24 protein-coding genes and 1 tRNA gene are annotated in these 25,047 nt (G+C 68.8%); 9 read left to right on the forward strand and 16 right to left on the reverse strand.

What is annotated here, in order from left to right:
- Nucleotides 1-768 (reverse strand): SDR family oxidoreductase, encoded by a 768-nt coding sequence (locus tag VHB92_RS12145; protein ID WP_325454019.1) that lies wholly within the window; start codon nucleotides 766-768, stop codon nucleotides 1-3.
- 210 nt (nucleotides 769-978) lie between these two features.
- Here VHB92_RS12145 and VHB92_RS12150 point away from each other — a divergent pair, with 210 nt between their 5' ends.
- From VHB92_RS12150 to VHB92_RS12165, 4 genes are all read left to right on the forward strand, one after another.
- Nucleotides 979-1,458 carry an NfeD family protein gene (locus VHB92_RS12150; RefSeq protein WP_325454075.1) on the forward strand — a complete coding sequence of 160 codons (480 nt, stop codon included), beginning with the start codon at nucleotides 979-981 and terminating at the stop codon, nucleotides 1,456-1,458.
- Nucleotides 1,455-2,705, forward strand: a complete 1,251-nt coding sequence (locus VHB92_RS12155) for an SPFH domain-containing protein (protein WP_325454020.1) — start codon at nucleotides 1,455-1,457, stop codon at nucleotides 2,703-2,705. The genes VHB92_RS12150 and VHB92_RS12155 overlap by 4 nt, the downstream gene beginning before the upstream one ends.
- A gap of 6 nt (nucleotides 2,706-2,711) precedes the next feature.
- Entirely contained in the window at nucleotides 2,712-3,509 is a 798-nt protein-coding gene (locus VHB92_RS12160; protein WP_325454021.1) for a glycerophosphodiester phosphodiesterase family protein, read from the forward strand.
- 90 nt (nucleotides 3,510-3,599) lie between these two features.
- Nucleotides 3,600-3,965: an RNA polymerase-binding protein RbpA gene (locus VHB92_RS12165; RefSeq protein WP_325454022.1), complete on the forward strand. Its 366-nt coding sequence runs from the start codon at nucleotides 3,600-3,602 to the stop codon at nucleotides 3,963-3,965.
- A 160-nt stretch (nucleotides 3,966-4,125) separates the two neighbouring features.
- On the opposite strand, the gene lnt is transcribed toward VHB92_RS12165, so the two are convergent.
- From lnt to VHB92_RS12215, 10 genes are all read right to left on the reverse strand, one after another.
- Nucleotides 4,126-5,694, reverse strand: a complete 1,569-nt coding sequence (gene lnt / locus VHB92_RS12170) for an apolipoprotein N-acyltransferase (RefSeq protein WP_325454023.1) — start codon at nucleotides 5,692-5,694, stop codon at nucleotides 4,126-4,128.
- A 90-nt stretch (nucleotides 5,695-5,784) separates the two neighbouring features.
- Nucleotides 5,785-8,208, reverse strand: coding sequence for a DEAD/DEAH box helicase (locus VHB92_RS12175; protein ID WP_325454024.1), 2,424 nt, complete (start codon nucleotides 8,206-8,208; stop codon nucleotides 5,785-5,787).
- Between the two features lie 111 nt (nucleotides 8,209-8,319).
- Nucleotides 8,320-9,117, reverse strand: a complete 798-nt coding sequence (gene tatC / locus VHB92_RS12180) for a twin-arginine translocase subunit TatC (RefSeq protein ID WP_325454025.1) — start codon at nucleotides 9,115-9,117, stop codon at nucleotides 8,320-8,322.
- Between the two features lie 5 nt (nucleotides 9,118-9,122).
- Nucleotides 9,123-9,362 (reverse strand): twin-arginine translocase TatA/TatE family subunit, encoded by a 240-nt coding sequence (gene tatA / locus VHB92_RS12185; RefSeq protein WP_325454026.1) that lies wholly within the window; start codon nucleotides 9,360-9,362, stop codon nucleotides 9,123-9,125.
- A 1-nt stretch (nucleotide 9,363) separates the two neighbouring features.
- Nucleotides 9,364-9,720, reverse strand: coding sequence for a hypothetical protein (locus tag VHB92_RS12190; protein WP_325454027.1), 357 nt, complete (start codon nucleotides 9,718-9,720; stop codon nucleotides 9,364-9,366).
- A 9-nt stretch (nucleotides 9,721-9,729) separates the two neighbouring features.
- A complete protein-coding gene (locus tag VHB92_RS12195; RefSeq protein ID WP_325454028.1) occupies nucleotides 9,730-10,740 on the reverse strand; it encodes a WYL domain-containing protein in 1,011 nt (336 codons plus the stop codon).
- Nucleotides 10,727-11,746, reverse strand: coding sequence for a helix-turn-helix transcriptional regulator (locus tag VHB92_RS12200; RefSeq protein ID WP_325454029.1), 1,020 nt, complete (start codon nucleotides 11,744-11,746; stop codon nucleotides 10,727-10,729). Before VHB92_RS12200 ends, VHB92_RS12195 begins: the two co-directional genes overlap by 14 nt.
- An 83-nt stretch (nucleotides 11,747-11,829) precedes the next feature.
- On the reverse strand, nucleotides 11,830-12,780 hold the full coding sequence (locus VHB92_RS12205) for a hypothetical protein (RefSeq protein WP_325454030.1): 951 nt from the start codon (nucleotides 12,778-12,780) through the stop codon (nucleotides 11,830-11,832).
- A 68-nt stretch (nucleotides 12,781-12,848) separates the two neighbouring features.
- Nucleotides 12,849-13,952, reverse strand: coding sequence for a tRNA (adenine-N1)-methyltransferase (locus VHB92_RS12210; RefSeq protein ID WP_325454031.1), 1,104 nt, complete (start codon nucleotides 13,950-13,952; stop codon nucleotides 12,849-12,851).
- Nucleotides 13,949-14,617, reverse strand: a complete 669-nt coding sequence (locus VHB92_RS12215; RefSeq protein WP_325454032.1) for an HAD family phosphatase — start codon at nucleotides 14,615-14,617, stop codon at nucleotides 13,949-13,951. The genes VHB92_RS12210 and VHB92_RS12215 overlap by 4 nt, the downstream gene beginning before the upstream one ends.
- Before the next feature lie 261 nt (nucleotides 14,618-14,878).
- Here VHB92_RS12215 and VHB92_RS12220 point away from each other — a divergent pair, with 261 nt between their 5' ends.
- Nucleotides 14,879-15,832 carry a PAC2 family protein gene (locus VHB92_RS12220; RefSeq protein WP_325454033.1) on the forward strand — a complete coding sequence of 318 codons (954 nt, stop codon included), beginning with the start codon at nucleotides 14,879-14,881 and terminating at the stop codon, nucleotides 15,830-15,832.
- 105 nt (nucleotides 15,833-15,937) lie between these two features.
- Here VHB92_RS12220 and mshC read toward each other — a convergent pair whose 3' ends face one another.
- From mshC to VHB92_RS12235, 3 genes are read right to left on the reverse strand one after another with little or no spacing between them, the layout of a single operon-like run.
- Nucleotides 15,938-17,179: a cysteine--1-D-myo-inosityl 2-amino-2-deoxy-alpha-D-glucopyranoside ligase gene (mshC, locus tag VHB92_RS12225; protein ID WP_325454034.1), complete on the reverse strand. Its 1,242-nt coding sequence runs from the start codon at nucleotides 17,177-17,179 to the stop codon at nucleotides 15,938-15,940.
- Nucleotides 17,172-18,041, reverse strand: coding sequence for an undecaprenyl-diphosphate phosphatase (locus VHB92_RS12230; RefSeq protein ID WP_325454035.1), 870 nt, complete (start codon nucleotides 18,039-18,041; stop codon nucleotides 17,172-17,174). The genes mshC and VHB92_RS12230 overlap by 8 nt, the downstream gene beginning before the upstream one ends.
- Nucleotides 18,042-18,054: 13 nt before the next feature.
- Complete coding sequence (locus VHB92_RS12235) at nucleotides 18,055-19,398, reverse strand: M20/M25/M40 family metallo-hydrolase (protein WP_325454036.1); 1,344 nt, start codon at nucleotides 19,396-19,398, stop codon at nucleotides 18,055-18,057.
- A gap of 343 nt (nucleotides 19,399-19,741) precedes the next feature.
- On the opposite strand from VHB92_RS12235, the gene VHB92_RS12240 reads away from it, so the two are divergent.
- Nucleotides 19,742-19,827 (forward strand) — tRNA-Leu (locus VHB92_RS12240).
- A 129-nt stretch (nucleotides 19,828-19,956) separates the two neighbouring features.
- On the opposite strand, the gene VHB92_RS12245 is transcribed toward VHB92_RS12240, so the two are convergent.
- The gene (locus tag VHB92_RS12245) at nucleotides 19,957-20,667 is read right to left on the reverse strand and encodes an SDR family NAD(P)-dependent oxidoreductase (RefSeq protein ID WP_325454037.1); all 711 of its coding nucleotides are present in this window, start codon (nucleotides 20,665-20,667) and stop codon (nucleotides 19,957-19,959) included.
- Nucleotides 20,668-20,768: 101 nt separating this feature from the next.
- Here VHB92_RS12245 and VHB92_RS12250 point away from each other — a divergent pair, with 101 nt between their 5' ends.
- Nucleotides 20,769-21,617, forward strand: coding sequence for a helix-turn-helix transcriptional regulator (locus tag VHB92_RS12250; RefSeq protein ID WP_325454038.1), 849 nt, complete (start codon nucleotides 20,769-20,771; stop codon nucleotides 21,615-21,617).
- Between the two features lie 65 nt (nucleotides 21,618-21,682).
- On the opposite strand, the gene VHB92_RS12255 is transcribed toward VHB92_RS12250, so the two are convergent.
- On the reverse strand, nucleotides 21,683-22,408 hold the full coding sequence (locus tag VHB92_RS12255) for an SOS response-associated peptidase (protein ID WP_325454039.1): 726 nt from the start codon (nucleotides 22,406-22,408) through the stop codon (nucleotides 21,683-21,685).
- A 193-nt stretch (nucleotides 22,409-22,601) separates the two neighbouring features.
- Here VHB92_RS12255 and VHB92_RS12260 point away from each other — a divergent pair, with 193 nt between their 5' ends.
- Nucleotides 22,602-23,441 (forward strand): hypothetical protein, encoded by an 840-nt coding sequence (locus VHB92_RS12260; RefSeq protein ID WP_325454040.1) that lies wholly within the window; start codon nucleotides 22,602-22,604, stop codon nucleotides 23,439-23,441.
- Nucleotides 23,442-25,016 carry a DNA polymerase Y family protein gene (locus tag VHB92_RS12265; RefSeq protein WP_325454041.1) on the forward strand — a complete coding sequence of 525 codons (1,575 nt, stop codon included), beginning with the start codon at nucleotides 23,442-23,444 and terminating at the stop codon, nucleotides 25,014-25,016.
- The last annotated feature ends 31 nt before the right edge of the window (nucleotides 25,017-25,047 follow it).

Consider the following 25,047-nt stretch of genomic DNA (forward strand, 5'->3'; position numbering starts at 1 on the left):
TCAGGCCTCCGTCTCGAAGTCGCTGATGTTCCCGATGAGCCGGGTGTTGTCCTCCGGGATCGGGTCGACGGCGGCGCTGGCCACCTCTGCGGCGAACTCGCTCACGTTGTACAGCCGTCCAGCGGCTTCCTTCCGGGCGTTGATGGCGCCCGGATTGGCGCGCTCCAGAAGCGTGGCGGTGATGGTGCCTTCGATCATGTCGCCGGAGACGACGACGAAACCGATGCCACGTGCATCCAGTTCGGGGATGAGCTCGCGCAGCGCATCCTCCCCTGCCCGCTTGCTGATGGCGACCTGCTCGTACTCCGGCATCGTCGGAGTGGTGCGGATGAAGTGAGCCTGATGGCTCGTGACGAACACCACCCTGGAGCCTTCGGCGAGAAGCGGCAGAGCCGCCTTGAGCAGACCGACCTGCGCGTCGCGGTTCAGCTTCATGGCGTAGTCGGGCTCCATGCCGGACTCCATGCCTCCAGAGGCGTTGAGCACGAGGATGTCGAGACCGCCGAGCCTCTCCTTGACCGTGTCGAACATCGCCGAGACGGAGTTCGGATCGGTGAGATCCGCGCCGACCACGATCGCCGTCCCGCCCGACGCCTCGATCGCATGCGCCAGCTTTCGCGCCCTCGCCTCCTTGTTGCGGTAGTTGATCACGACGGACGCGCCCGCTTCGGCGAAGTAGCCGACGGTGTCGGCGCCGATGCCTCGGGACGAGCCGGTCACGAGTGCTCGCTTTCCGGTCAGCGACGACGGGGCGAGAGGGTTGCTCACGATGCGGACTCCTAGGACTCGGAGGGTGGGACTGATGCGCCGGGAGGCACCAGGACAGTATCTCAGCCGCCTGCCGTGCCTCGTCGTGCGACCGTCGACCGTCGCATCCACGACGACTCGACCGCTGCGCGTCGGGCGTGACCGCGCCTTTGCCGGGTCGCTGCCGCATGCTGGTAGCCTCGGACCGAGCGCGGAAGGAGCGTGAGCGACATGGATGTCGTCTCGTCTTACGCCTGGATCGCCTGGCTCGTGCTGATCCTCGTGTTCGTCATCATCGAGATGCTCTCGCTCGATTTCGTCTTCCTCATGCTCGCCATCGGTTCCCTGGGCGGACTGGTCAGCGGGCTCTTCGGTCTCCCCTGGTGGGCACAGCTGCTCGTGGCCGCGGTGCTCTCGATACTTCTGCTGTTCCTGTTGCGGCCGCCGCTGCTGCATGCCCTGCGGCGGGGAGGCGATCCGGCTCGCAGCAACGTCGACGCGCTCCTCGGACAGGAGGGCCGCGTCGTGCAGTCGTTCGGACACGACGGCAGGGGGCTGGTGAAGCTCGCCAACGGCGAGGTCTGGACGTCGCGGCTCGCCGCAGGCGGAGCATCCCCCGGCCCGGCGCTGGAACCGGGTACGACGGTGCTCGTCACCAGCATCGAGGGTGCGACAGCCGTCGTCGTGCCGGCCGGAAATACGTCGGCATGAACAACGTGGAGGTTCTGATCGTGCAGATCATCGTCGCGGTCATCGTCGCGATCGTCCTCATCTTCGTGCTGGTCACGTTGTTCCGGGCGATCAGGATCATCCCCCAGGCCAGAGCCGGCGTGGTCGAGCGGCTCGGCCGCTACCACAAGACGCTCCTGCCCGGCCTCAATCTGCTCGTGCCCTTCGTCGACCGGCTGCGCCCCCTGATCGACATGCGGGAACAGGTCGTGAGCTTTCCGCCGCAGCCGGTCATCACGGAGGACAACCTCGTCGTGTCGATCGACACGGTCGTCTACTTCCAGGTGACGGATGCGCGCGCGGCCACCTACGAGATCGCCAACTACCTCGGAGCCGTCGAGCAGCTCACCACGACGACGCTCCGCAACGTCGTCGGCGGCATGAACCTGGAGGAAGCGCTCACCAGCAGGGACAACATCAACAGTCAGCTCCGCAGCGTGCTGGACGAGGCCACCGGCAAGTGGGGCATCAGGGTCAGCCGGGTCGAGCTCAAGGCGATCGACCCGCCCGCGTCCATCCAGGACTCCATGGAGAAGCAGATGCGCGCAGAGCGCGACCGTCGCGCGCTCATCCTCACGGCGGAGGGCACGAAGCAGTCGGCGATCCTCACGGCCGAGGGCACGAAGCAAGCCGCCATCCTCAACGCCGAGGGGTCGGCCAGGGCGGCGGTGCTCGAGGCGGAGGGGCAGGCGAAGGCCATCCAGACCGTCTTCAACGCCATCCATGCGGGCAAGCCGGACAACCTGCTGCTGGCGTACCAGTACCTGCAGACGCTGCCGAAGATCGCAGAGGGCGCCTCGAACAAGCTGTGGTTCATCCCGAGCGAGTTCACGGAGGCGTTGCGCGGCATCGGCGAGGGCTTCGCCACCAAGGGTACGAACCCGTTCGGATCGTTCCTGCCCGCCCCCGGTGCGGATGCGGGAGCCGATGCCGGACAGCAGACCGCGGAAGCCGGTGCTGACCTGCCGCCGGCGGCCCCGAGCGACTATTCCGGTCTGGTGGACGAATCCGCCGAAGCCGCGGTCGCCGAGGCGGAACGAGAAGCGATGCGCGCCGAGGACGCCGCGCCGGCGGGGCTGCCGCCGATGAGCTCGCCGTCGGATGCCGCGAGCGCCGGCCCGTCCGACGCATCTGCCTCGCGTGCATCCCAGCCCTCGGGCGATGCTGAGGGCGAGGCATCCGCGAGAGGCTCAGACGGCGCCGCCTCCGCATCGGACGACACCCCGTAGACGCGGATGGCCGCCTCGTCGCGATTCTTCGATGGCACTCCCCCGCGTGTGATCGCGCATCGCGGTCTCGCTGTGCGCTCGGCCGAGAACACGCTCGACGCGTTCCGTGCGGCGCTGCAGGCGGGGGCCGACATCATCGAGACGGATGTGCACGCCAGCGCGGACGGTGTCGCCGTCATCTGCCACGACAACGAGCTGACCCGCATCGCGGGCGTCGAGAGGCCCGTCGAGCAGCTGACGTGGGCCAGGCTCCGCGAGCTGGAGCTGGTGGGCGGCGGAAGGCTCGCCACCCTCGCCCAGGCGCTGGCCGCCTTTCCGGATGCCCGCTTCAACGTCGACATCAAGACCGAGGCCGCACTGCGTCCCGCCATCGGCGACATCCTGGAGGCGCGCGCGGAGTCTCGAGTGCTCGTCACGGCGTTCCAGCAGCGTCGACGCAGGCGCGCCGTCCGTGCACTCCACGGTGTCGCCACCTCGGCGTCCACCCCCGGCGTCGTGCTGAGCCTGATCGGCGCCCGGCTCCGCCTCGCACCTGTGGTGCGCATGGCCCTCCGTCGTGTGGACGCCGTGCAGGTGCCACGTCGGCGATCCGGCCTGACCGTCGTCTCCCCCGCGTACCTGCGCGCCGTGCACGACGCGGGCAGAGAGGTGCACGTGTGGACGGTCAACGATCCCGAGGAGATGGCGGAGCTCGTCCGCCTCGGCGTCGAAGGCATCGTGACCGATCGGTGCGACCTCCTCGTCGACGTTCTCGAGCGGTCGGAGGCCTCGAATTGGGGGGCCGAAAAGAGGGAAAATCCCTGAAAGGAGCCTGAATCTCCGCGCGCGCCGGGCAGAGAACGCCCAGCTTGACGGTTTATAAGTGTGGAGGCATCGCGAGAAGGAGACCACACAATGGCAGATCGCAGCTTGCGCGGGATGAGACTGGGCGCCCAGAGCCTACAGAGCGAAGAGGGCGTCACGTTCTCGGCCCGCATCAACTACAAGTACAAGTGCTCGAACTGCGACCGTGAGACGGCGGTCGTGTTCGCGGCAGACGCAGAAGCGCCCGAGACCTGGGAGTGCAAGTACTGCGGGCACGAGGCGACCCTGCTCGTCGACGACGCGCCCGTCGAGGTCGACCGTTCCGACGCGAAGGCGCCGCGCAGCCACTGGGACATGCTCCTGGAGCGCCGCACCCGTGCCGAGCTGGAGGAGTTGCTCGAAGAGCGCCTCGCCTACCTGCGCGCGCGTCGCGGAGAGCACAAGATCGGCGCCTGAGCGCCCCTGCCGGGACAGACCCGGCCGCATGGTGACGCAGCCTGCTACGGCAGGCTGCGTTTTCGTGTGTGAGGAGCATCGCTCCGCGATTCGGCGTCCGGCGACGGATCCGCGCCGGCGCAGCGACGGCTGCGTAGCGGCTCGACGGCGCGATGCGCCTTCAACGGCGGCGACGGCTCCGCGGCACGGTGATCCCGGCCACGACGACGGCGCCCAGGCCCAGCCCGCACACCAGGACTTCGATCGCCCTGCTCAGCAGCGTGGCGGGCGTCGTCGTGGTGCCGAGCGGCACATCCGTCAGCATCGATCCCGGGCGGTACGCCGGGATGTGCGCGATCGTGCGGCCCTCGGGATCGATGATCTGGCTCGTGCCCACCGTGGAGATGTTGACCAGGCTGCGACCCGTCTCGATCGCCCTCAGGCGCGCGATGGCCAGCTGCTGCATGTTCTCCTTGGTCCGCCCGAAGTCGGCGTTGTTCGTCTGCGCAAGGATCACCTGTGCTCCACCGTTCATCATGTCGGTGACGAGCTGGTCGTCGACGATGTCGAAGCAGATCGAGATGCCTGCCCTGACGCCGTTCACGTCGAACACGTTGCTCCTGGTGCCCGGCACGTACTGGCGCTGGATGAGCCCGAGCAGCTGGGGTGCGAACGGCATCCAGAACGACCGGTCGGGCACATACTCGCCGAACGGGACCGGATGCTTCTTGTCGTACAGCTCGACGGCGCCCTTTCCCGCCTTCCACAGCAGCGACGTGTTGTAGTACTTGCCGTGCCGGTGCGTGATGGTGCCGACGATCATGGGCGCCTTGAGCCTCGTGCTGAGCTCGTCGAGCACGGCGGCCGACGACCAGTCGCGAGTGGGATCGATGTCGGCGCTGCCCTCCGGCCACACCACCATGTCGGCCTTCTTGCCGATCAGCGGCAGGGTCGCCTGGATCTGCGCGTTCATCACGTCTCCCGGCTGGGCGCCGTCGAAGTATCCGGCAGGTCCGTTGCCCTGCACGGCACCGATCCTGGTGGATCCCGCCGTCGTCGCAGGCCAGAGTGGCACGGCCAGCACGAGGGCGATGGCGCCCACGGCGAGACCGAAGCGCCACCAGGGGCGGGCCGCCGCTGACGGCACGGACCTGCGCGGCATCGGATCGAAGGGGTCGCTGCGGTACCGCGCGCACTCGATAGCCAGTGCGACGAGCCACACCATGAGGAACGACACTCCTGAGACGCCGAACCAGGCGACGAGGTGCGCGAACGGGCTCTCCGACTGCGACAGCGCCGCGCGGCCCCAGGCGAACCCGCCGTACGGCCAGTTCCCGGAGAGCCATTCGCGGCCCGTCCAGGCTCCGGCGACGGCCACCGGCACGAGGCCCAGACGGCCCAGCGCCGACGGGAACGCCTGCGGAATCCACCGGTACGCGAGTGCGATGGCGACAGCTCCGAGCGCGAACAGGAGCGACTCGAACACCGACAGGGCCAGCCACGGAACGGGACCGAGATAGAGCGCCGTCCACGACACCTGGGTGAGGTAGAACGTGAGGCCGGAGCACACGCCGACCAGGACGGCACCGCCGACAGAGCGTCCGATGCAGGCGACGAGCATGAGGGCGAGGCCGACGAACGCCAGGGGCCACACGTCGATCGCGGGGAACGCCGCATCGAACACCACTCCGCCGCCCGCGCCGGCGACGACCGCGAGCCACAACGGAAGCAGCGGCCGGGACGGATTCACGATGATCGAGCTTAGAGGCTGCGTCGATGCGTTCGCCGAGTGGCCGTCGTCGCCTCCGCCGTCAGGCCGGGTCGCCGGTTCCGGCTGCGTCTACCCGACACCCGAATACGCCACGATGCCCCGGCGCACGTCGAGCAGCGCTTCTCGCGCGACGGTCGCCAATCCTCCGGTCGCGACGGAGGAGATCTGGTCGAGCAGGTCGATGACCTGCTTCGCCCATCGGACGAAGTCGCCTGCCGGCAGATCGGCCTCTCTCAGCACGACCGCGAGAGTCCGGCCGGACGCCCACTGGTGCATGGCGATGCTCAGGCTGGTGGCGAGCGGCTCGCTTCCCGGCAGCCGGTGCTCGCGCTCCAGGTCGTCGAGCCTGGCCCACAACCTCTCGGTCTTCTCCAGCGCCTCCGCGAACGGCCCGCGTGGAAGGTATCGTTCGGCGGGATTGGGCTCGTCCCTCCTGGGCTCGTAGACGAGCGCGCAGGCCATCGCGGCGAGGCCGGGCGCATCCAGCCGATCCCATACGTTGCGTCTCAGGCACTCGGCGACGAGCAGATCGCGGTCGCCGTAGATGCGTGCGAGCACCCTGGCGTGCTGCGTAGGAGCGAGGGCGCCGTCGCGCTCTGCGAGGTACCCCAGCTCGGCGAGCACGTCGGCCACGCGGTCGAAGACCGTGGCGACGGCGCCGGTGCGGGTGCGGATCTGGCGAGTGAGCGCATCCGTCTCGCGCTTGAGCCGCCACCAGCGTTCCGCCCAGCGGGCGTGCTGCTCGCGCTCGGCGCAGCCGTGACACGGATGCTGTTTCATGCGTCTGCGCAGCTCGGCCAGCTCCCGGTTGCGCGCCTCTCTCGCCGCCGCGCTCGAAGAGCCCGCCTTCGCACTCTTGCGCTCCAGGTCGCTCAGCGCGCGTCGCAGGCCCGCGTACTCGGCGAAGTCGCCCAGATGGCACTGCATGGCCCGTTCGTACCCGGCGAGCGACTCCTCCTGCTTGCGCACCGTGCGGGCGAGGTCGACGACGGCGCGGTCGGCCTGGAACTGCGCGAACGAGGATTCCAGGATCTCCCTGGTGCGGTCCCTTCCGAACTGCGCGATGAGGTTGACGGCCATGTTGTACGTCGGGCGGAAGCTCGAGTTGAGCGGATAGCTGCGGCGGGATGCGAGCGCCGCGACCGCCTGCGGGTCCAGCCCGTCGCGCCACTGGATGACGCAGTGCCCTTCGACGTCGATCCCCCTGCGGCCGGCCCGGCCGGTCAGCTGTGTGTACTCGCCAGGGGTGATGGGAACCCTGGCCTCGCCGTTGAACTTCTCCAGGCGCTCCAGTACGACGGTGCGGGCAGGCATGTTGATGCCGAGCGCGAGCGTCTCGGTGGCGAAGACCACCTTGACGAGCTTGCGCCGGAAGAGGTCTTCCACGACTTCCTTGAACGCAGGGAGGAGACCGGCGTGATGCGCCGCGACGCCGCGTTGCAGGCCCTCCAGCCATTCCCAGTAGCCGAGGACGGCGAGGTCCTCGTCAGCGATCGTGCGGCAGCGCTCCTCCGCGATCTGGCGGATCTCCTCGCGCTCGTGCGCCTCCGTGAGCCGGATGCCCGATCGCAGCACCTGCGACACGGCCTGATCGCAGCCGGCCCGGCTGAACACGAAGAAGATCGCGGGCAGCAGGTTGCGGTCGTCCAGCAGCCGGATCACGTCGGGGCGGTCGAGCCTGTCCAGCTCGTTCCGCCCGTGCGGTCGCCTTCGTCCGCGGTCGCCGAACTGACGCGATCCCGATGGCCTGCCGCCGACCCTGGCCATCTGGACGAGCTCGGGGTTCACGCGGTTCGCGCTGCCGCGGGCCGCCGACTCGAAGAGATCGACGAGCCGTTGTCGCACCAGCACGTGCTGCTCGAGCGGAACGGGCCTGCTCTCCGAGACGATCACATCCGTGTCGCCGCGCACCGCCTGAAGCCAGTCGCCGAACTCCTCGGCGTTCGACACGGTAGCCGACAGCGACACCAGCCGCACGTGCACCGGCAGGTGGATGATCACTTCCTCCCAGACGGCACCCCTGAACCGGTCCGCCAGGTAGTGCACTTCGTCCATCACGACGTACGCCAGGTCTTCCAGCAGGTCGGACTCCGCGTACAGCATGTTGCGCAAGACCTCGGTCGTCATGACGACGACGCGCGCTCCCGCGTTGACGTTGGTGTCGCCCGTGAGAAGGCCGACGGCATCCGTGCCGTACTCGTCGGCGAACTCCTGGTACTTCTGGTTCGAGAGCGCCTTCATGGGCGTCGTGTAGAACACCTTGGCCGTGGGATGACGCATGGCGAGGGCGACCGCGAACGCGGCGACGATGGTCTTGCCTGCCCCCGTCGGCGCCGCCACCAGCACGCTGCGGCCGTCTTCGAGACTCGAGCAGGCCTCCAGCTGGAACGGGTCGAGATCGAACTGCTGATCGCGGCGGAAGTCCTCCAGGCGCGGATGACCCGTTCTGCCTCGTGATGCTGCGTATCGTTCCGCTGGCGAGAGCTCGGTCACCCGATCAGCCTATGGGCGATCCACCATCGACGAGCGGGCCCGTGCGTCGGTAGAGGTTCCACCGAGAACGTCGCGCAGCCGAGCGCGCGTGACGACGACGTTGAGACGCTCCTAGCCTGCGGCGAGTTCGGCGTCGATTTCGAGCGCGCGCTTCGCGATGCGGTAGTCGTGCATCCACGCGACGGTCCACGCCAGCAGGTACAGCACGACCAGCGGCAGCGCGAGCAGGAACATCGAGATGACATCCGCCGATGGCGTCGCGATCGCCGTGAAAATCATGATCACGAGGATCGCCCAGCGCCACGACTTGATGATCGCCTTCGCGCTGATGACGCGCATGAAGTTGAGCAGCACCACGAACACCGGAAGCACGAACGCGATGCCGACGACGATGATCAGCTTGAGAACGAAGTTGAAGTAGTCGGATGCCACCAGCAGCGTCGTCTCGCCGTTCGGCACGAAGCTCGTCAGAACGCCGACGATGTGCGGAACGACCCACCAGCCGGCGGCGCAGCCGGCCAGGAACAGCGGTACCGCGGTGAAGAAGAACCCGAAGGTGTAGCCCTTCTCCTTGCGGTTCAGCCCCGGGGTGAGGAACGCGAAGATCTGGTACAGCCACAGCGGCGACGTGATGATGATGCCGATGTAGACGCTCAGCTGCAGCTTCAGGTCGAATGCCGCGGTCACGTTCGGCCAGTTGATGCTGGCATGCTGCGTCTTTGCAATCTCATGCACAGGCAGGCTGATCGCGTCCCACACGAATGGTTCGAGGAACCACCCGGCGATGGCGCCGACGAGGATACCTCCCGCGATCCAGAAGAAGCGGTTCTTCAACTCCCTGAGGTGCGCCCCCAGGGACATCCGGCCTTCGGGATTCCTGCCGCGCTTGGTACGAGCGGCGGTGCTCACGGCGACTAGATCTTGTCGGCGGGCTTGTCAGCCGTTGTCGGCTCGACCTTGGCGTCGACCTTCGAGGACTTGGCGGCAGCAGCAGCCTCGTCCTCTTCCTGCCCGTCGCGGATCTCCTTCTTGAAGATGCGCGTGGACTGGCCGATGCTCCGCGCCAGTGCGGGAAGCCGGGTCGCGCCGAACAGGAGCACGATAATGAGCAGGATGATCCAGATGTGCCATCCGCTGAAGAGATCGCCAAGCATTTCAGTGTCGCTTTCGCAGTAGGTGGGAGAACCGACTCGGATCGGCACTCACCAGGAGTTTACCGCGCCGGACTCTCGCTTCCCGCCGAGTATGCCTGATCGTTGCATTGCGCGCACGGCGTTCCTCCCACCTCTGCGCGTATTCACGGGCTGGACCGAGCGCGGCCGGATGAAATGCGGCCTCATGGGGCTCGTCGTCGAAGCGGGACGAGAGCAGCTCGGTCTTCTCGGCGAGATCGCCGAGCGCCGCCAGCGTCGTCATCGCCTTGACGAACAGGCGATACCCCAGCCAGGCGATCATGCCGAGCAGCGCGAGCACGAGCACGACCCAGATCACGAGCCAGGACCACCAGGGCATGGCTTCACCCTACGCGTCGGCCGCTGCAGCGGCCTCGGCGTCGTCGTATCGGGCCGAGCCGGCCCTCGCCCATTCGGCGACCACGTCGCGGGCGTCCTGCGGTGCGGTGACCGTCACCTGTCCGGCGAATCTCGCGACCAGGCGCTTGAGCCCGTGATAGTGCGCGACGCGCACCTTCGTGTGCACGACGTCGCCATCCTGAACCTTGGTGGCGTCATCCGGGATGTAGTCAGCGATGAGCGGAAGCGCCGCAGCGGCGACATCCACCGAGACCGTCAGGTCCTCGGCAGACCCCTGGAAGAGCCGCTCCGGCAGCACGACGCGGGCGGCGTGCTCGCTGATCGGCTGGCCCGTCGAGACCAGATGGTCGATGCGGTCGAGCCGGAACGTGCGCACGGCCTCACGCAGGTGGCACCATCCGCGCAGATACCAGTCGTCGTTCACCGACTCGATGCGCAGCGGATCGACGGTGCGCCGCTCCGAATCGCCGCGGGCGCTCACGTAGTCGAAGACGAGTTGCGTGCGCTGCTCGATGGCGCTGCGGATCGTGGCGACCGTGTCGCGCAGCGCGGCCGGAGCGACAGCGACCTGGGCGGCGCCGGATGCGGTGCCGCGCTCGAGCTTGGCCATCAGAGACGCCATGGCATCCCGGTCGGCGTGCTCGGGCAGAGAGCTGAGGTACTGGAGTCCGGCGATCAGAGCCGCGGCCTCGCGAGAGGAGAGACGCGGCGTGTCGTCGATCGCCACGGTGTGGGTCAGGGCGATGCGGTCGTGCTCTTCGAGCTCGTCCCAGTCGATGTCGAAGAGATCGCCGGGAAGGTAGGCGTGCGACTCCCCCGGCAGGCCGGACACGGCGATCAGGTGCACGGCATCGCGCACCTGCTTGGGCGTGACGTCGAACGCCGCGGCCACCTCGGTGACGGGGACGCTCGCGTTGTCGAGCAGATACGGGATGAGCGAGAGCAGCAGCGCGAGCTTGTCGCGTGCGTCACGGGGACCGGCCGGCTCAGTCACGGGCATCCACCTCCCCTCCGTGGACGGCGGAGGCGTGCGCGTCGAACGTGACCCGCAGGCGCTGCCGGACGGCATCCACGAGGCGAGGAGGCGAGACGACGCGCACCTCGGGTCCGTATCCGGCGAGCTCGTCCGCGAGGAGCGCCGTGTCGGAGTAGTGCACGAGCAGATGGCCGGATTCCGTTCGCCGGGTGTCTTCTCGCTTGCTCAGCCGCACCCAGGCATCCGTTCCCGGCAGCACGTCGAGTTCGGCGAGGTTCCTGTCCCAGATCTTCTGCAGCTCGTCGATCGCGTGCGATGCGTAGTCGGTGCCGCGCCTGGTGAACCCGAGCTGCGTCACACGCGGCCGTCCGATGACTCTGGACAGCAGGAACGTGCGCGGTGCGTCAGCTCCCCTGTCGTGGCCGTGCAGCAGCCAGCGACCGTGGAACTGCACGAGCGCCAGCGGCTCGACGACGCGCTTCGTCGGCTCGGTCTCCCCCGGCTTGAGGTAGTCGAAGTTCACGACGGCGCTGCGCTCGAGGGCGACCTCGAACGGCTCGAACGCCGCCTCCCGAGTCCGCACCCGAGGTGCGAATCCGACCAGCGGATCGTCGGCCTCCACTCCGAGCGTGCGCAGCTTCATGATCGCGCGCCGGGAGTCGGCCGACAGGGAGCCTTCTCGCCACACGGTCGCGGCCAGCCGCAGCAGAGCCATCTCCTGCGGCGAGAACGTGATGTCGGACGGAAGATCGTATGCCGTCTTGGGAATGCGATACCGGAGGCTCTGGTTGTTGCCCCGGTCGCCAGGATCCTCGACCGTCTCCAGCGGGATGCCCAGCTCGCGGATGTCGTCTTTGTCGCGTTCGAACTGCCGCTCCAGCGCGCTGTTGTCCCCGCCCTCGCGATAGCGGGAGTTGTAGCCCTGCACGCTGGAGAGGATCTCGCTCTTGGTCAGTCCCGACTCGGTCGCGACGAGGGTGAGCACGAGCGAGAACAGACGCTCCTCGACCGACACCTTCTGTGGGGACACGCAGGCAATCCTAAGGCGTCGCCGGGAACGGGACGGTCGTCACCTGCAACGTGCGTCGCACGGCGCCGCACCGATGCCGGGCGCTACTTCCAGAGACCGAGGATGTCGATGACGTACGCGGTCGCGTTGCTGCCGGGAGTCACGACCAGGAGCTGGCTGCCCACGGTCTTGCCGATGAGCTGCTTGGTCACGCTGGCCGGCGGCGTGAACCCCTGGAGCGCGCTGTTCGGCCAGATCGTCGGAGAACCGTTGAGCCAGCTCGACGACGCGACGGTGTCGGGACTGTTCCACGTCACCGCGGTGTAGTTCACGAGCACGGAGTGCTTGCTGTCCAGCTTCTTCACGGTCGGACCGGATCCCTGCTTGAGGACAGCCGTGCGAAGGGTCTTCGGCGGGTCGTTCGCCGGGATCTTGATGCCTGGCTGCCCGTTGGGCGCGAGCACGACCGTCGGCATGCCGGGCTGCGAGGGGCGCGGCGCGCCCGTGGCCTTCGAGGGGAACATCTTCTGCAGATCGATCACGAAGACGGCCGTGGAGTGCGGGGCGAGGCCGGTCTGCACCTGGTCGCCGAACAGCTCCTCAGCGCCGCCTGTGACGACGATGCGGGATCCGATCGTGCTGCACGTGATGGCCTTGGCGAGCCCCGGAGCCGACTTGCCGCCGACCACGAGATCGACCTCGCCGGAGTCTCCGAGCGGCTTTCCCGTCGCGCCGTTGTAGTACGAGGCCTGGCCGACCAGCAGGTCGCCCTTCGCCAGGGTGTGGCCGTCGCCCGTCTTGAGCGTGCTCTTCTGAATGGACGACGCATGCAGAGGATGCGGGAACGTGGCGGTCGGCGCGCCGAACTCACCGGATGCCTTCACCAGCTCGGAGGCGCGTCCCGGCTGGGTGCACGATCCGCCCGAGGCGGCCGAGCATCCCGTGAGACCCAGACCCACGAGCGCTGCGGCAGCCAGTACCGCGCCGAAGCGGCGGCCGCGCCTGACGGGAGCTGCGATGCGTGCTGTGACGGTGCGTGCCGGAAGTGTGCGCACGAATTCCTCTTCTTCAGACGGGACGAGGGGACGGGACCGGGGCGGCCGGGCGCCTCCGGCATCCCATGCTAGTCGACGCCGTGATCGCCCTCTTCCGTGGCGGTCGGGTGCGCGTCGGCCGGGTTGCCGCCGGCTGCATACGGCTGACCCGTCTCCGCACGGGTCGACGCCGCTGGCTGTGCCGCGTCGCGCTCCCGTGCCAGGCGAGCGGACTCCGTGGCCTCTCGCACGCGTTTGCGCAGGCTCTTCGGGCTGACGACCCGCTCGCCGAGTGCGCCGGGCGTCCACGCCTCGACATCGTCTTCGCTGTACTCGCTCTTGGACGCGCGGCGCTTGAGCTCAGGGAGCACGGTGCCTGGCGCCAGCCTGCGAGCGGTGATCAAGAAGCCGGTGTGCGCGATCATGCGGTGGTCGGGGCGGACGGCGAGGCCTTCCACGTGCCATCCGCGCACCATCGTCTCGTTGGAGATCGGATGCGTGAACAGTCCGCTCGACCTGATCGCCTCGGCGACGCGAGACAACTGCGTGACCGTGGCGACGTAGCACAGCAGCACGCCACCCGGCTTCAGGGCGCCGGCGCAGACCTCGACGCATTCCCACGGGGCGAGCATGTCGAGCACGATGCGGTCGACGCTCCCCTCCGGCATCGCTCTCGGCAGCTCGTCCTGGAGATCGCCGACGGTGAGACTCCACGCCGCAGGCACCTCGCCGAAGAACGTCTCCACGTTGCCCCTGGCGACCTCCGCGAACTCGTCGCGCCGCTCGAACGACGCGAGCCTGCCCGCCGCTCCGATCGCCCGCAGCAGCCACAGCGACAGGGCGCCGGATCCGACTCCCGCCTCCACGACGGTGGCGCCGGGGAAGACATCCGCCTGAGCGAGGATCTGCGCGGCATCCTTCGGATACACGATCGCGGCGCCGCGCGGCATCGACATGACGAAGTCGGTGAGCAGGGGTCGCAGCGCGAGATGCTCGACGCCTGCCTCGTTCACGACGACGGAGCCGTCCGGGCGGCCGATGATCGCGTCATGGGGCAGCGGACCCTTGTGCGAATGGAACACCTGGCCGGGAACGAGCGTGATCGTGTGCAGGTGACCGCGCGGACCCGTGAGCTGCACGCGGTCGCCGGCTCTGAACGGTCCGGAGGAGGCCGGAAGCGAGCCCTCGGTCATGCTGCACGCTCCTGGAACAGATCGACCAGGTCGGCGAATCGCCTGCCCTGCAGGGTGGGCCAGAGCGTGTGCTCCTCGCTCTCCGGCAGCGGGATCATGTGCGGAACACCGATGGCCACCGTGCCCGCCGCCACGGCCGATGCGAGGCCGTTCATCGAGTCCTCGATGGCCACGCAGTCACCCGGCGCGACGTCGAGCACACGAGCCGCGTCGAGGTAGGCATCGGGGAACGGCTTCGGCCGTGCCACTCGGTCGCCCGTGATGAGGGCGTCGAACGCGGGGAACGGAATGCCGGCCACGACCTGCTCGGCCATGCCCTGCACAGACATGGTGACGAGCGCCGTCTTCACGCCGTGCTCGCGGATGTCGGCCAGCAGCTCCTTCGCGCCGGGCCGCCAGGGCACGCCCTGCACCTCCAGCTGCTGCTGGACGCGCCGTGTCAGCGTCGCCACGATCGTGTCGGCATCCAGCTCGACGCCGTGCTGCTGGAACACCTTGGCCGACTCCCAGAGGCCGGAACCGACGAGCGTGAGGGCGTCGTCGTGCGTCCAGCGGCCGCCGTACTCCCCCACCAGCTCGGTCTCCGCCTGCATCCAGTACGGCTCGGTGTCGACGAGGGTGCCGTCCATGTCGAAGAGAACGGCGGCAGGGGTCGCGGAGATCACGAACAACCACTCTATTCCGGCCCGGCTGTGCGAAGCGGTGCGCCAGGATGCGCCAGGTCTCAGCGGGGCGGCGCGGCCTATCCTGTGTAGGGTGTGTGTCTCAACCGGGCGTGCAAGTTGCATGCCGGGAAGGGATGCGATCCCACGGTTCGCGAGGAGAAACGAGCGGCGCGTGCCACGTGGACGACGGGTGTGCTCGGCTGAGAGACACACCCTGGATGCGCCCGGCAGGGCACCGAGCAGACGAAAGCAGCCGACAGCGTGAGCAACGACAGCGGGATCTTCGACGGACGCATCCTTGTGGTGGCGTTCGAGGGGTGGAACGACGCGGGCGAAGCCGCGAGCGGCGCCGTGCGTACGCTGAAGGAAGCCCTCGATGTCGTTCCCGTTGCGACCATCGACCCTGAGCTGTACTACGACTTCCAGTTCAATCGCCCCATGGTGGCGGCTGACGAGGAAGGCAGAAGGAGGCTGGAGTGGCCGGGAGCCGTGATCTACGCTCCCGTCTCACCAGGCATCGATCTCGACCCGCTCGACGAGGAAGCCGGGGTGCACGCGAGCGGCAGCGGAGTCGGCAATCTCTACCTGCTGCTCGGCACCGAGCCCTCCCGCAGCTGGAAGGCCTTCACGGCCGAGCTCATCGACGCCGCGCTGGCCTCCGGGATCGACGGCATCGTGCTGCTCGGGTCGATGCTGGCCGACGTGCCGCACACGCGGCCGATCTCCGTCTTCGCCTCCAGCGACAACCCCCAGGTGCGAGCCGATCTCTCGGTCGAGCGGCCGACGTACGAAGGACCGGTCGGCATCCTGAGCGTGCTCGCGGATGCCGCGGAGAGCGCAGGCATCCCGACTCTGTCGCTGTGGGCATCCGTTCCGCACTACGTGCACAACTCGCCGAGCCCGAAGGCGATGCTCGCGCTCATCGAGAGGCTCGAGCAGCTTCTCGACGTCACGGTTCCGCGCGGCGACCTCGTCGCGGATGCCGCGGCGTGGGAGAGCGGCATCGACGCGCTCGCCGCAGACGACGAGGACATGGCGGCCTACATCGAGCAGCTGGAGCAGGCCAGGGACACGGTGGACTCGCCGGAGGCGAGCGGCGAGGCGATCGCCCAGGAGTTCGAGCGGTATCTGCGACGCAGGGGCGACGGCCGGGGCGACAAGGGCGACGGCAGAGGTGACGGCAGAGGTCCCGACGAGCCCTGGCGACGCGACTGACGGACGCAGCGGCCGCGCTCTCGTCGTGAGTGGGCCCGTCGCGGCCTCCGACACCCGATCCCCACCGGGACGCGGGAACCGGAGCTCCGGAAGCCGGGGCGCCTACTAGAGCTCGATGCCGAGCAGCGCGTCCACCAGGGCCCGGATGAGTGCCGGGTCGTCGACGCCGGTCTCGACGGCACGATCCACCGCGGCGATGGCTCCAGGCGTGTCGAGGTCGTCGGCCAGTCGTTGCCGCACCTGATCGAGTACGTCGAGTGCGACGGCGCCGTGCTGGTTGCTTCGGATGCCGCGCCAGGCATCCAGTCTGGCCAGCGCCTCGTCGAGCCCGGCTCGGGTCCACTCCCACTCTTCGCGGTAGTGATGGGCGAGCAGCGCGAGGCGGATGCCGGCGGCGGGCACGCACTCTCGCAGCAGCTCGGAGACGAGCACCAGGTTGCCGAGCGACTTGCTCATCTTCTCGCCCTGGTAGGCGATGAGGCCGGCGTGGCTGTAGACCTTCGCGAGGGGGTGTCCGCTGAGCGCTGCCGCGTGCCCGGCGCTCAGATCGTGATGCGGGAAGACGAGGTCCGCTCCCCCGCCCTGCACGCTGAAGTCATGGCCGAGGTGCTTGAGCGCGATGACCGAGCATTCGATGTGCCAGCCTGGGCGACCCGCGCCGAGCACCGAGGGCCAGGACGGCTCGCCCTCGCGTGCCGCTCGCCACAGCAGCGCGTCGAGCGGGTCGCGTTTGCCCGGGCGATTCGGATCGCCGCCGCGCTCCGCCGACAGAAGCAGCATCTGCTCGCGGTCGAGGTTGCTCTCCTCGCCGATGCGCCACGGGCTGGTCTCGGCGGCGGCGGAGATGTCGAAGTAGACGTCGTCGGCATCCGCGTCGCTCGTCGGCACCCGGTAGGCGAGGCCGCGGTCCAGAAGGACGGCGACGGCCTGTGCGATCTCGTCGATCACCTCGGTGACGGCGACGTAATCCTGGGGCGGGAGGATGCGCAGCGCCGTCATGTCGTGGCGGAACAGCTCGATCTGCTGATCGGCGAGGTCTCGCCATGACACGCCCGTCGCTGCTGCGCGCTCCAGGAGGGGGTCGTCAACGTCGGTGATGTTCTGCGCGTAGTGCACCTCGAGCCCGGCATCCACCCACACACGCTGAAGGGTGTCGAACGCCAGATACGTGTTTGCGTGACCGATGTGGGTCGCGTCATACGGGGTGATGCCGCACACGTACAGCCTGGCGATGATGTCGTCGGGAGCCGAGCACAGCCGCGCGCCCGTCGCGGTGTCGTGAAGCCGGGGTGCCGTTCCCGTGCCGGGAAGGCTCGGAACGGCAGGGCGTTCCCAGGACTCAGGCATGCATCACCCCCGTGGCGAGAAGGATCATGAGCAGCACGCCGAGCGCGATGCGGTAGACGACGAACGGCAGGAAGCTGCGACGCGAGATGTAGCGCATGAAGAGGGCGATCACGAGCAGCCCGACGGCGAACGCCACGACCGTTGCACCGAACGTGTCGACGGCGTTGAACACCTCGGGCGTGCACGCGTGCGTGACGGCCTGGTGGGAGCCGGCGACGCACGGATGCGTGAGGGACTTGTACAGCTCGTACAGGCCGCTGCCGAACACGGCGGGCATGGCCAGCAGGAACGAGTACCTGGCGGCGGCGCTGCGCTGATATCCCATGAACAGACCGGCGGAGATCGTGCCGCCGGAGCGTGAGACGCCCGGTACGAGCGCGAGCGACTGAGCGAGTCCGTAGACGACCGCGTGGCCCCAGGTGAGCTCGGAGATGCGGCGGGTGCGCGCGCCGACATGGTCGGCGATCCACAGGATGACGCCGAACAGCACGAGCATGACGGCGACGATCCACAGCGAGCGGAACGTTGTCTCGATCGAGTCCTGGAAGAGCAGGCCGAGCACGACGATGGGGATGCTGCCGACGATGATCATCCAACCGAGCCTGGCTTCGGGGTCGTTGCGGGGTATCCGGCCGAACAGGGCGCGGAACCAGTTGCCGATGATGTGCGTGACGTCGCGCCAGAAGTAGACGAGCACGGCGAGCTCCGTGCCGAGCTGGATGATCGCGGTGAACGCGGCACCCGGATCCTCTCCCGTTCCCAGCAGCCCCCCGACGATGCGGATGTGAGCGCTCGAGGAGACGGGAAGGAACTCGGTGAGCCCCTGCACGAGGCCGAGGATCAGCGCATTGACGAAGTCCATCGCACCCTTTCGGTCAGTAGGTGGCCAGAAGGTGGCGCAGGACGGTGCGGCCGAACACGAGCGCGTCCAGGGGAACGCGCTCGTCGACGCCGTGGAACATGGCCGGGAAGTCGATGTCGGCAGGCAGCCTGAGCGGCGCGAAACCGTAGCCGGTGATGCCGAGGCGGCTGAGCGCCTTGTTGTCCGTTCCGCCGGAGAGCAGATAGGGCAGCACGACGGCATCCGGATCGTTGGCCTTCAGCGCGCCCGTCATGGCGTCGACGAGCGGTCCGCTGAACGGTGCCTCCAGGCCGATGTCGCGGTGGACGATCTCGATGTCCACGTCGTCGTCGACCAGCTCCCGCACGGCGAGCAGCACGTCGTCCTCCTCGCCGGCGAGCGTGCGGATGTCGACGAGCGCTTCCGCGCGCTCCGGCACGACGTTGTGCTTGTATCCGGCCTTCAGCAGGGTGGGGTTGCTCGTCGTGCGCAGTGTGGCTCGGATGAACCCGGATGCCGTTCCGCTGCGCAGCACGACCTCATCCGGTCCGAGCGCCACAGGGTCGACGTCGAGCAGCCGCGCGAGCTCCGTTACCAGCTCGTTCGTGGTCTGGGTGAGGCGCACCGGCCACTCGTGGCCGCCGATGGCGACGACGGCCTTCGCGAGCTTCGTGACGGCGTTGTCGCTGACCATCCTCGAGCCGTGTGCGGCTCTGCCTCGCGCGATGAGCCGGATCCAGACGAGGGACTTCTCCCCCGTCTGCAACAGGTAGGCCCGCGTGCCCGCGACGTCGACGGAGTAGCCGCCCACTTCGCTGATCGCCTCGGTGGCGCCCGCGAAGACGTCGGGATGCTCGTCGACCATGAAGTGCGACCCGAACAGACCGCCATCCTCCTCGTCGGCGAAGAACGCGACGACCAGATCGCGCTCCGGGGCCTCACCCGCGCGCAGGATGTCGCCCAGCGCGGTGAGGATCATGGCGTCCATGTTCTTCATGTCCACGGCGCCGCGACCCCACAGGAGCCCGTCGTGGATCTCGCCCGCGAACGGGTCGAACGTCCAGTCGGAGGGGTCGGCGGGCACGACGTCCAGATGGCCGTGCACGACGAGAGCCGGCTTGCTCCTGTCGCGGCCCTCGACGCGCGCGACGACCGTGGTGCGACCGGGACGCGACTCGTAGGTGCGAGGCGAGAGCCCCAGGGAGGTGAGGTGCTCGCTCACGTACGCCGCGGCATCCGTCTCGCCCTTCGCCCGCCCTTCGCCCCAGTTCGTGGTGTCGATGCGGATGAGGTCCCGAGCGATGCGCGCCGTCTCGTCGATGCCCTGCTCGGCTCCCGTTCCGTCGGCGCTGGTCGTGGCCTCGCCCGGGTTGCTCATGGTGCAACGCTACCGGGCGGATGCGAACGGCGACCAATCGGGGCGCCGGCGGCCCCGTCACGCCCGCAGTGCTTCTGACCGGCCGCAGTGCGTCTGGTGGTCGGCCCTACGTTTCACTGACAGAAATCGCCGACCTGATCTCAGCCGTGCGCGATTTCTGTCAGTCGAACGGGAGCTCGCCACCACCTCGCGGCCCGTGCCGCGGCGGCATCGATGGCGTCGTACGAGCACCCGTGATGCATCGCGCAGGAGCGTGCGCGCCGGCGTCCGGCTGCGGGCCGAGAGGCCTCCGGAATCGTGCTAATGTCTTACGTCGGCAGCTGATCGTCAGCTTCCGAACTGCGCGCGGGTGGCGGAATAGGCAGACGCGCTAGCTTGAGGTGCTAGTGCCCTTTATCGGGCGTGGGGGTTCAAGTCCCCCCTCGCGCACAACGCAGAGAAGGCAGGTCCGAAAGGGCCTGCCTTCTCTGCGTTGTGCCGTGGGTGTCGCTTGAAATCTTCGGGGGTGGGCCCCCACCGCCGGAGGCTCCGAGCGCCGTGAAACGGCGGTCGGCTACCTCACCAGCCGAGCTCTCCGGCATCCTCCTGGAACGTGCCCGTCGGGCCGTCCTTGCCGACGCTCGCCCATGCCGCCACGACTTCCGCGCTCTCCGCGGCAGGTCGGCCGGGATGGCTCTCCGGACCTCCACCGCCCAGTTCGGTGGCGGTGATGCCTGGCTCCACCGCGATGAACTTCACTTCGGGCACCGTCTTCGCGTACTGCACCGTGATCATGGATACGGCGGCCTTGCTCGATCCGTAGGCGATCGAGGGGTAGCTCGACGCCGGCCTGGACGGTTCGTGCGTCGCCCAGAACGAGCCGAGTGCGCTGGAAACGTTGACGACGACGGGGTTGTCCGACTCCCGCAGCAGCGGCAAGGCGGCCTCCGTGACCCGGATGATGCCGACCGCGTTCGTGTCGAACACCTCGAGAACGCTGGGGCCGTCCAGTGCCTCTCCGCCTCCGTCGCCCGTGCGCTTGGCGATTCCGGCGTTGTTCACCAGCACGTCGAGCCCACCTTCCGACCCGATCTGCTGGAAGGCGGCGGCGACGGATGCGTCGTCGGTGACATCCAGCTGCACGAATCGGGCGCCGATCTCGTCGGCCGCTGCTCTGCCCCGCTCCGCGTCGCGCGCCCCGACGTAGACCGTGTGCCCGCGCTGGATGAGGAGTCGGGCGGTTTCCTTGCCGAGGCCCTTGTTGGCCCCGGTGATGAGTGTTGTTGTCATGTTCCGAGGTTCGCGCCGGGGCACCGGGACAGGCAGTCGTCCGCTTGTCGTAGGAATGGCAGGGCCAGGACAGGCTGGGGCGCGAGCCGCAGACTGATGGGGTGGCGGATGTGGAGTTCGGACGCGCGGTGCGACGGTGGCGGGACCGTGTGGCGCCCGAGACGGTGGGAGTGCCGGTGGGCGGCCGACGACGGGCACGCGGCCTTCGTCGCGAGGAGCTCGCGGGGCTCGCGGGCATCTCGGTGGACTACCTGACCAGGCTGGAACAGGGCAGGGCGACCTCGCCGTCGACCCAGGTCGTCGAGGCGCTCGCGAGAGCGCTTCGTCTCGCCGATCAGGAGCGCGAGCTGCTGTTCCGCCTCGCGGGCCAGGCCGCTCCCGGACGCGAACTGGTTCCCTCGCGCATCCCGCCGAGCGTTCAGCGCCTGCTCGACCGGCTCTCCGGAAACCCGATCGCCGTCTACGACGCGCTGTGGAACCTGATCGACACCAATGCGGCGTACGACGCGCTGAGCGGCGCATCCGCCTGGCGAGGCATCGAACGCAATGCGGTGTGGCGCAACATCGTGGGGCCGGGGCCGATCGCGACGCTCTCCCCCGAGGAGCTCGCCGACCAGCAGGCGGGGATCGTGGCCGACCTGCGCCTCACGGCCGCGAAGTATCCGGGCGATCCGAGGGTGCAGAAGCTCGTGGCCGAGCTGCGCAGGCGGAGCCCGCTGTTCGGCGAGCTCTGGACATCGGCGGAACTCCCGTCCCACGAAGAGCGCTCGCGCCACAAGTTCCTGGAGCATCCGGAAGCCGGCCGCATCGGGCTGGACTGCGACACGTTCATCGTCGCGGGCGACGATCTGCGCATCATGATCTACTCGGCCGAGCCGGGAACCGAGGACGCCGAGCGACTCGCACTGGCGATCGTGCTCGGCACGCAGACCCTCGCGTCCGAGCGGTGACGGGGCATTGACTCGCTCCATGAACCGCTCGCAGGCGGCCAACGCCAGGAGCCTGTGCCGTCGATTCAGAGTCCGGGCAGGACGTTGCGCCGGCCGACGGGCTCGATGAGCTGCGGGCCGTTGTCGCGAACGGGCGGAACCTCGTAGTACTCCAGACCGGATGCCACGGCGACCCCCGCGCGCACGGCTTCGTCGACGAGCGCCTGGTCGCCGACGATCGTGGGGTCGATCCAGTGCTGCCAGAGCTCCCTCGGCAAGATGACGGGGTTGCGGTCATGGATGTCGGCGAGCGTCTGCACGGCATCCGACGTGAGGATCGTGGCCGTGAGCCGCCACTTCTGCGGATCGTCGTCGGACTTCTCCGGGTCGCGCCACCAGCTGTACATGCCAGCCATGCCGATCACGTCGTCGTGCGGATCGCGGATGAAGTAGGGGGTCTTGTGACCCTTCTCGCCCTGCCACTCGAAGTAGCCGAGCGCAGGGATGATCGCCCGGTGCGACGCGATCGGCTTGCGCCACAGCGCCTTGGTGGTGATGTCTTCTGCCCGTGCGTTGAACGTGGGGTAGTTCAACTTGAGCGTCTTGGAGAACGGAGGGACCAGGGACCAGTGACCGATCTCGAACCGGTTCTCCACCCCCTCCTCGCGCTGGGAGGCGAACAGGACGGGGATGGGATCGGTGGGCGCGATGTTCCACGACGGCGTCCACTCCTGAGGGTCCTTGCCCGTTGCGAGCACGAACTCGGTGATGAGTTCGTTGACCGTGTCGTCCATGGCGAACCGTCCGCACATGCGAAACCTCCTCGGCATGTCAGTGGCGATGCGTACTCTGAACGCCTCGCTGCTCGGCCGTTCGGCGCCCATTCTGGACCCGTTCCGGGCAGGCTACCCGATGCCGCCGACATAGCGTAAAGTCGAAGAAGAAGCCGTCAACGACACGCCGCAGGTGTTTGACAGTTTCGAATATGCGTTCGAAACTGGAAGGGTGACGCTCCTCGTTCCCGACTCTCCGGCTGTGCATCCGCCACAGCAGGTGAAGGCGGTGCGGGAAAAGACGGCGCGGGACAAGGCTGCGCGGGAAAAGACGGTGTGGCCGGTTCTTCCTCCTGACGCCGCCGTTGGGCCTGCCGTGTACGGGGAAGACACGGCCGTCGAGCGGGCGAAGGCCGACCTCGAGCGGCTGCTGAGCCTGCGCTCGCGTATGGGCGAGCTGGAAAGCACAAGGGTGGACGACGGCGTTCTGCGCACCGACCCCGCCCTGGCGCCTCTGCTGCCAGGTGGTGGCCTGCAACCGGGAGGCGTCTACTCGGTGGGGACGACCTCGCTCGTCATGGCTCTGCTGGCCGGTCCGAGCGCGGAAGGGGCCTGGTGTGCCGTGGTGGGCATGCCGGGGTTCGGCGCGGAGGCTGCCGCGCTTCTCGGAATCGATCTCGACCGCCTCGTGCTGGTGCCGCATCCCGGCGACCACTGGTTCAGCGTGACCGCCGCGCTCGCCGACGCTGTGAGCGTGGTCGTCGCCGTTCCCGGTTCCCGAGTGGGTGAGGCGGAGGCGGCCAGGCTGGCGGCGAGGCTGCGGCAACGTCGCGCCGTGCTGCTCGTCTGCGGTGCATGGCCTCGAGTGGATGCGCGGCTCGGCGTGGCATCCAGCAGGTGGACCGGTGTGGGAGAAGGTCACGGCTACCTGGCGACCCGCGAGCTCACCGTTGCTGTGGAGAGCAGGTCGTGGGGACGGGAGCGCAGAGGCAGGCTGCTCGTCACACCCGACGGACGGCTGGAGGCGGCATCGGCGCCTGCCGGGTTCCCCGCGCTGAAGGCGGTGGTCTGAGTGGCGGAGGCGCGCGAGACGGGACAGACCGCCCGGCGCAGCATCGTGCTGTGGTGCCCTGACTGGCCGGTGCGCGCCGCCGTGGCCGCTGGACTGGCCGAGCCCGGGCATCCGATCGCGCTCATCGACAAGGGACTCGTCTTCGCCGTCTCCGCCGCTGCCCGTCGTGAAGGGGTCCGCCGCGGCCTGCGCGTGCGTGAGGCGCAGGCCCGTTGCTCGACTCTCACGGTTCTGCGTTACGACGCGGCGGTCGACCAGAGGGAGTTCGATCCGCTGCTGACGGCGATCGAGCAGGCGGTTCCCGGGGTGCAGCCCGTGCGGCCGGGCCTGTGCGCGCTGCGGGCGAGGGGTCCCGCGCGGTTCTACGGTGGCGAGGCCGCCGCAGCCGAGCAGCTGCTGGAGGTCGCGGCGCAGCACGGCTCCCCCGATGCCAGGATCGGGATCGCGGACGGCCCGTTCGCAGCCGAGCAGGCCGCTCGATCAGCGAGTGCCGACGGTCGCACGCTGATCGTGGAACCCGGATGCTCTGCCGCCTTCCTCGCGCCGCTGCCGGTCGACGTGCTCGGCGACGGCGAGTACGCAACGCTGCTGCACCGGTTGAGCCTGGACACACTGGGCGATGTGGCGCGGCTGAGCCCGCTCGAACTCGAAGACCGGTTCGGGGAGCTCGGCGTGCGCACCCACGCGCTGGCGAGCGGAGCCGAGCGCGCCGCCGTGGTGCCGCGCGCCCCGCAGGCCGTTCTGGAGCGCTCGATCGAGTTCGAGCCCGGACTGGAGCGGGTGGACGAGCTCACGTTCGCATTCAGGCGCACGGCAGACGACTTCGTGGAGTCCCTGACGGCGGCCAAGCTCGTCGCCACCGCGATCACCGTGCTGGTGCGGGCCGAGTCGGGGGCGGTCAGCGAGCGCACCTGGTTGCATCCGAGATGGTTCACGGCATCCGATGTCGTCGACCGGGTGAGATGGCAGCTGCAGGGCGCCGGCGCCGATGCCGGGCTCGACTCCCCCGTCGTGCAGGTGACGGTGTCGCCGGAGGCCGTCGACGCCGTCGGCCACCACGAGGAGGGGCTGTTCGGCGGCGGACCGGACGAGCGCGTGCACCATGCGCTCTCGCGAGTGCAGAGCATGCTGGGGCACGACGGCGTCGGGACGGCGGCGATCGGCGGCGGTCGCATGCTCGCCGATCGCACGACGCTGGTTCCCTGGGGCGACCGGATCCCGGATGTCGTGAGCGCAGCGGCAGCGAAGCCCTGGCCGGGCTCCCTCCCGCCTCCTCTGCCCGCCACCGTCTACTCGCCGCCCGTGCGGTGCGCCGTGGTCGCCGCATCCGGAGCGACCGTCGACGTGGAGGAGTCAGGCGGCCTCACGATGCACCCCGAACGCTTCTCCCCCGCCCCTGGCCGCGCTCTCGCGCGGGTGACGGCATGGGCAGGTCCGTGGCCGGTCGAGGAGCGCTGGTGGGATCCGGACGCCGCACGCAGCGTTCATCGTCTGCAACTGGTCGACGAATCGGGCGGTGCGTGGCTCGTGCTGCTCGAGAACGGCGAATGGATGCTCGAGGCCCGCTATGACTGAGCGCTCGACGACGGTCCCGACGCCCGGCGCA

This window comes from Humibacter sp., assembly GCF_035547335.1.
Lineage (GTDB): Bacteria > Actinomycetota > Actinomycetes > Actinomycetales > Microbacteriaceae > Humibacter.

Excerpts from the sequence above, each read along its gene's own strand:
- VHB92_RS12165 (WP_325454022.1), top strand. The coding sequence starts at position 3,600 with ATGGCAGATCGCAGCTTGCGCGGGATGAGACTGGGCGCCCAGAGCCTA.
- VHB92_RS12210 (WP_325454031.1), bottom strand. The coding sequence starts at position 13,952 with ATGACCGAGGGCTCGCTTCCGGCCTCCTCCGGACCGTTCAGAGCCGGC.
- VHB92_RS12190 (WP_325454027.1), bottom strand. The coding sequence starts at position 9,720 with ATGCCCTGGTGGTCCTGGCTCGTGATCTGGGTCGTGCTCGTGCTCGCG.
- VHB92_RS12255 (WP_325454039.1), bottom strand. The coding sequence starts at position 22,408 with ATGTGCGGACGGTTCGCCATGGACGACACGGTCAACGAACTCATCACC.
- VHB92_RS12195 (WP_325454028.1), bottom strand. The coding sequence starts at position 10,740 with ATGCCCGTGACTGAGCCGGCCGGTCCCCGTGACGCACGCGACAAGCTC.
- mshC (WP_325454034.1), bottom strand. The coding sequence starts at position 17,179 with ATGCCTGAGTCCTGGGAACGCCCTGCCGTTCCGAGCCTTCCCGGCACG.
- VHB92_RS12155 (WP_325454020.1), top strand. The coding sequence starts at position 1,455 with ATGAACAACGTGGAGGTTCTGATCGTGCAGATCATCGTCGCGGTCATC.
- tatA (WP_325454026.1), bottom strand. The coding sequence starts at position 9,362 with ATGCTTGGCGATCTCTTCAGCGGATGGCACATCTGGATCATCCTGCTC.
- VHB92_RS12235 (WP_325454036.1), bottom strand. The coding sequence starts at position 19,398 with ATGAGCAACCCGGGCGAGGCCACGACCAGCGCCGACGGAACGGGAGCC.
- VHB92_RS12150 (WP_325454075.1), top strand. The coding sequence starts at position 979 with ATGGATGTCGTCTCGTCTTACGCCTGGATCGCCTGGCTCGTGCTGATC.
- VHB92_RS12245 (WP_325454037.1), bottom strand. The coding sequence starts at position 20,667 with ATGACAACAACACTCATCACCGGGGCCAACAAGGGCCTCGGCAAGGAA.
- VHB92_RS12230 (WP_325454035.1), bottom strand. The coding sequence starts at position 18,041 with ATGGACTTCGTCAATGCGCTGATCCTCGGCCTCGTGCAGGGGCTCACC.
- VHB92_RS12160 (WP_325454021.1), top strand. The coding sequence starts at position 2,712 with ATGGCCGCCTCGTCGCGATTCTTCGATGGCACTCCCCCGCGTGTGATC.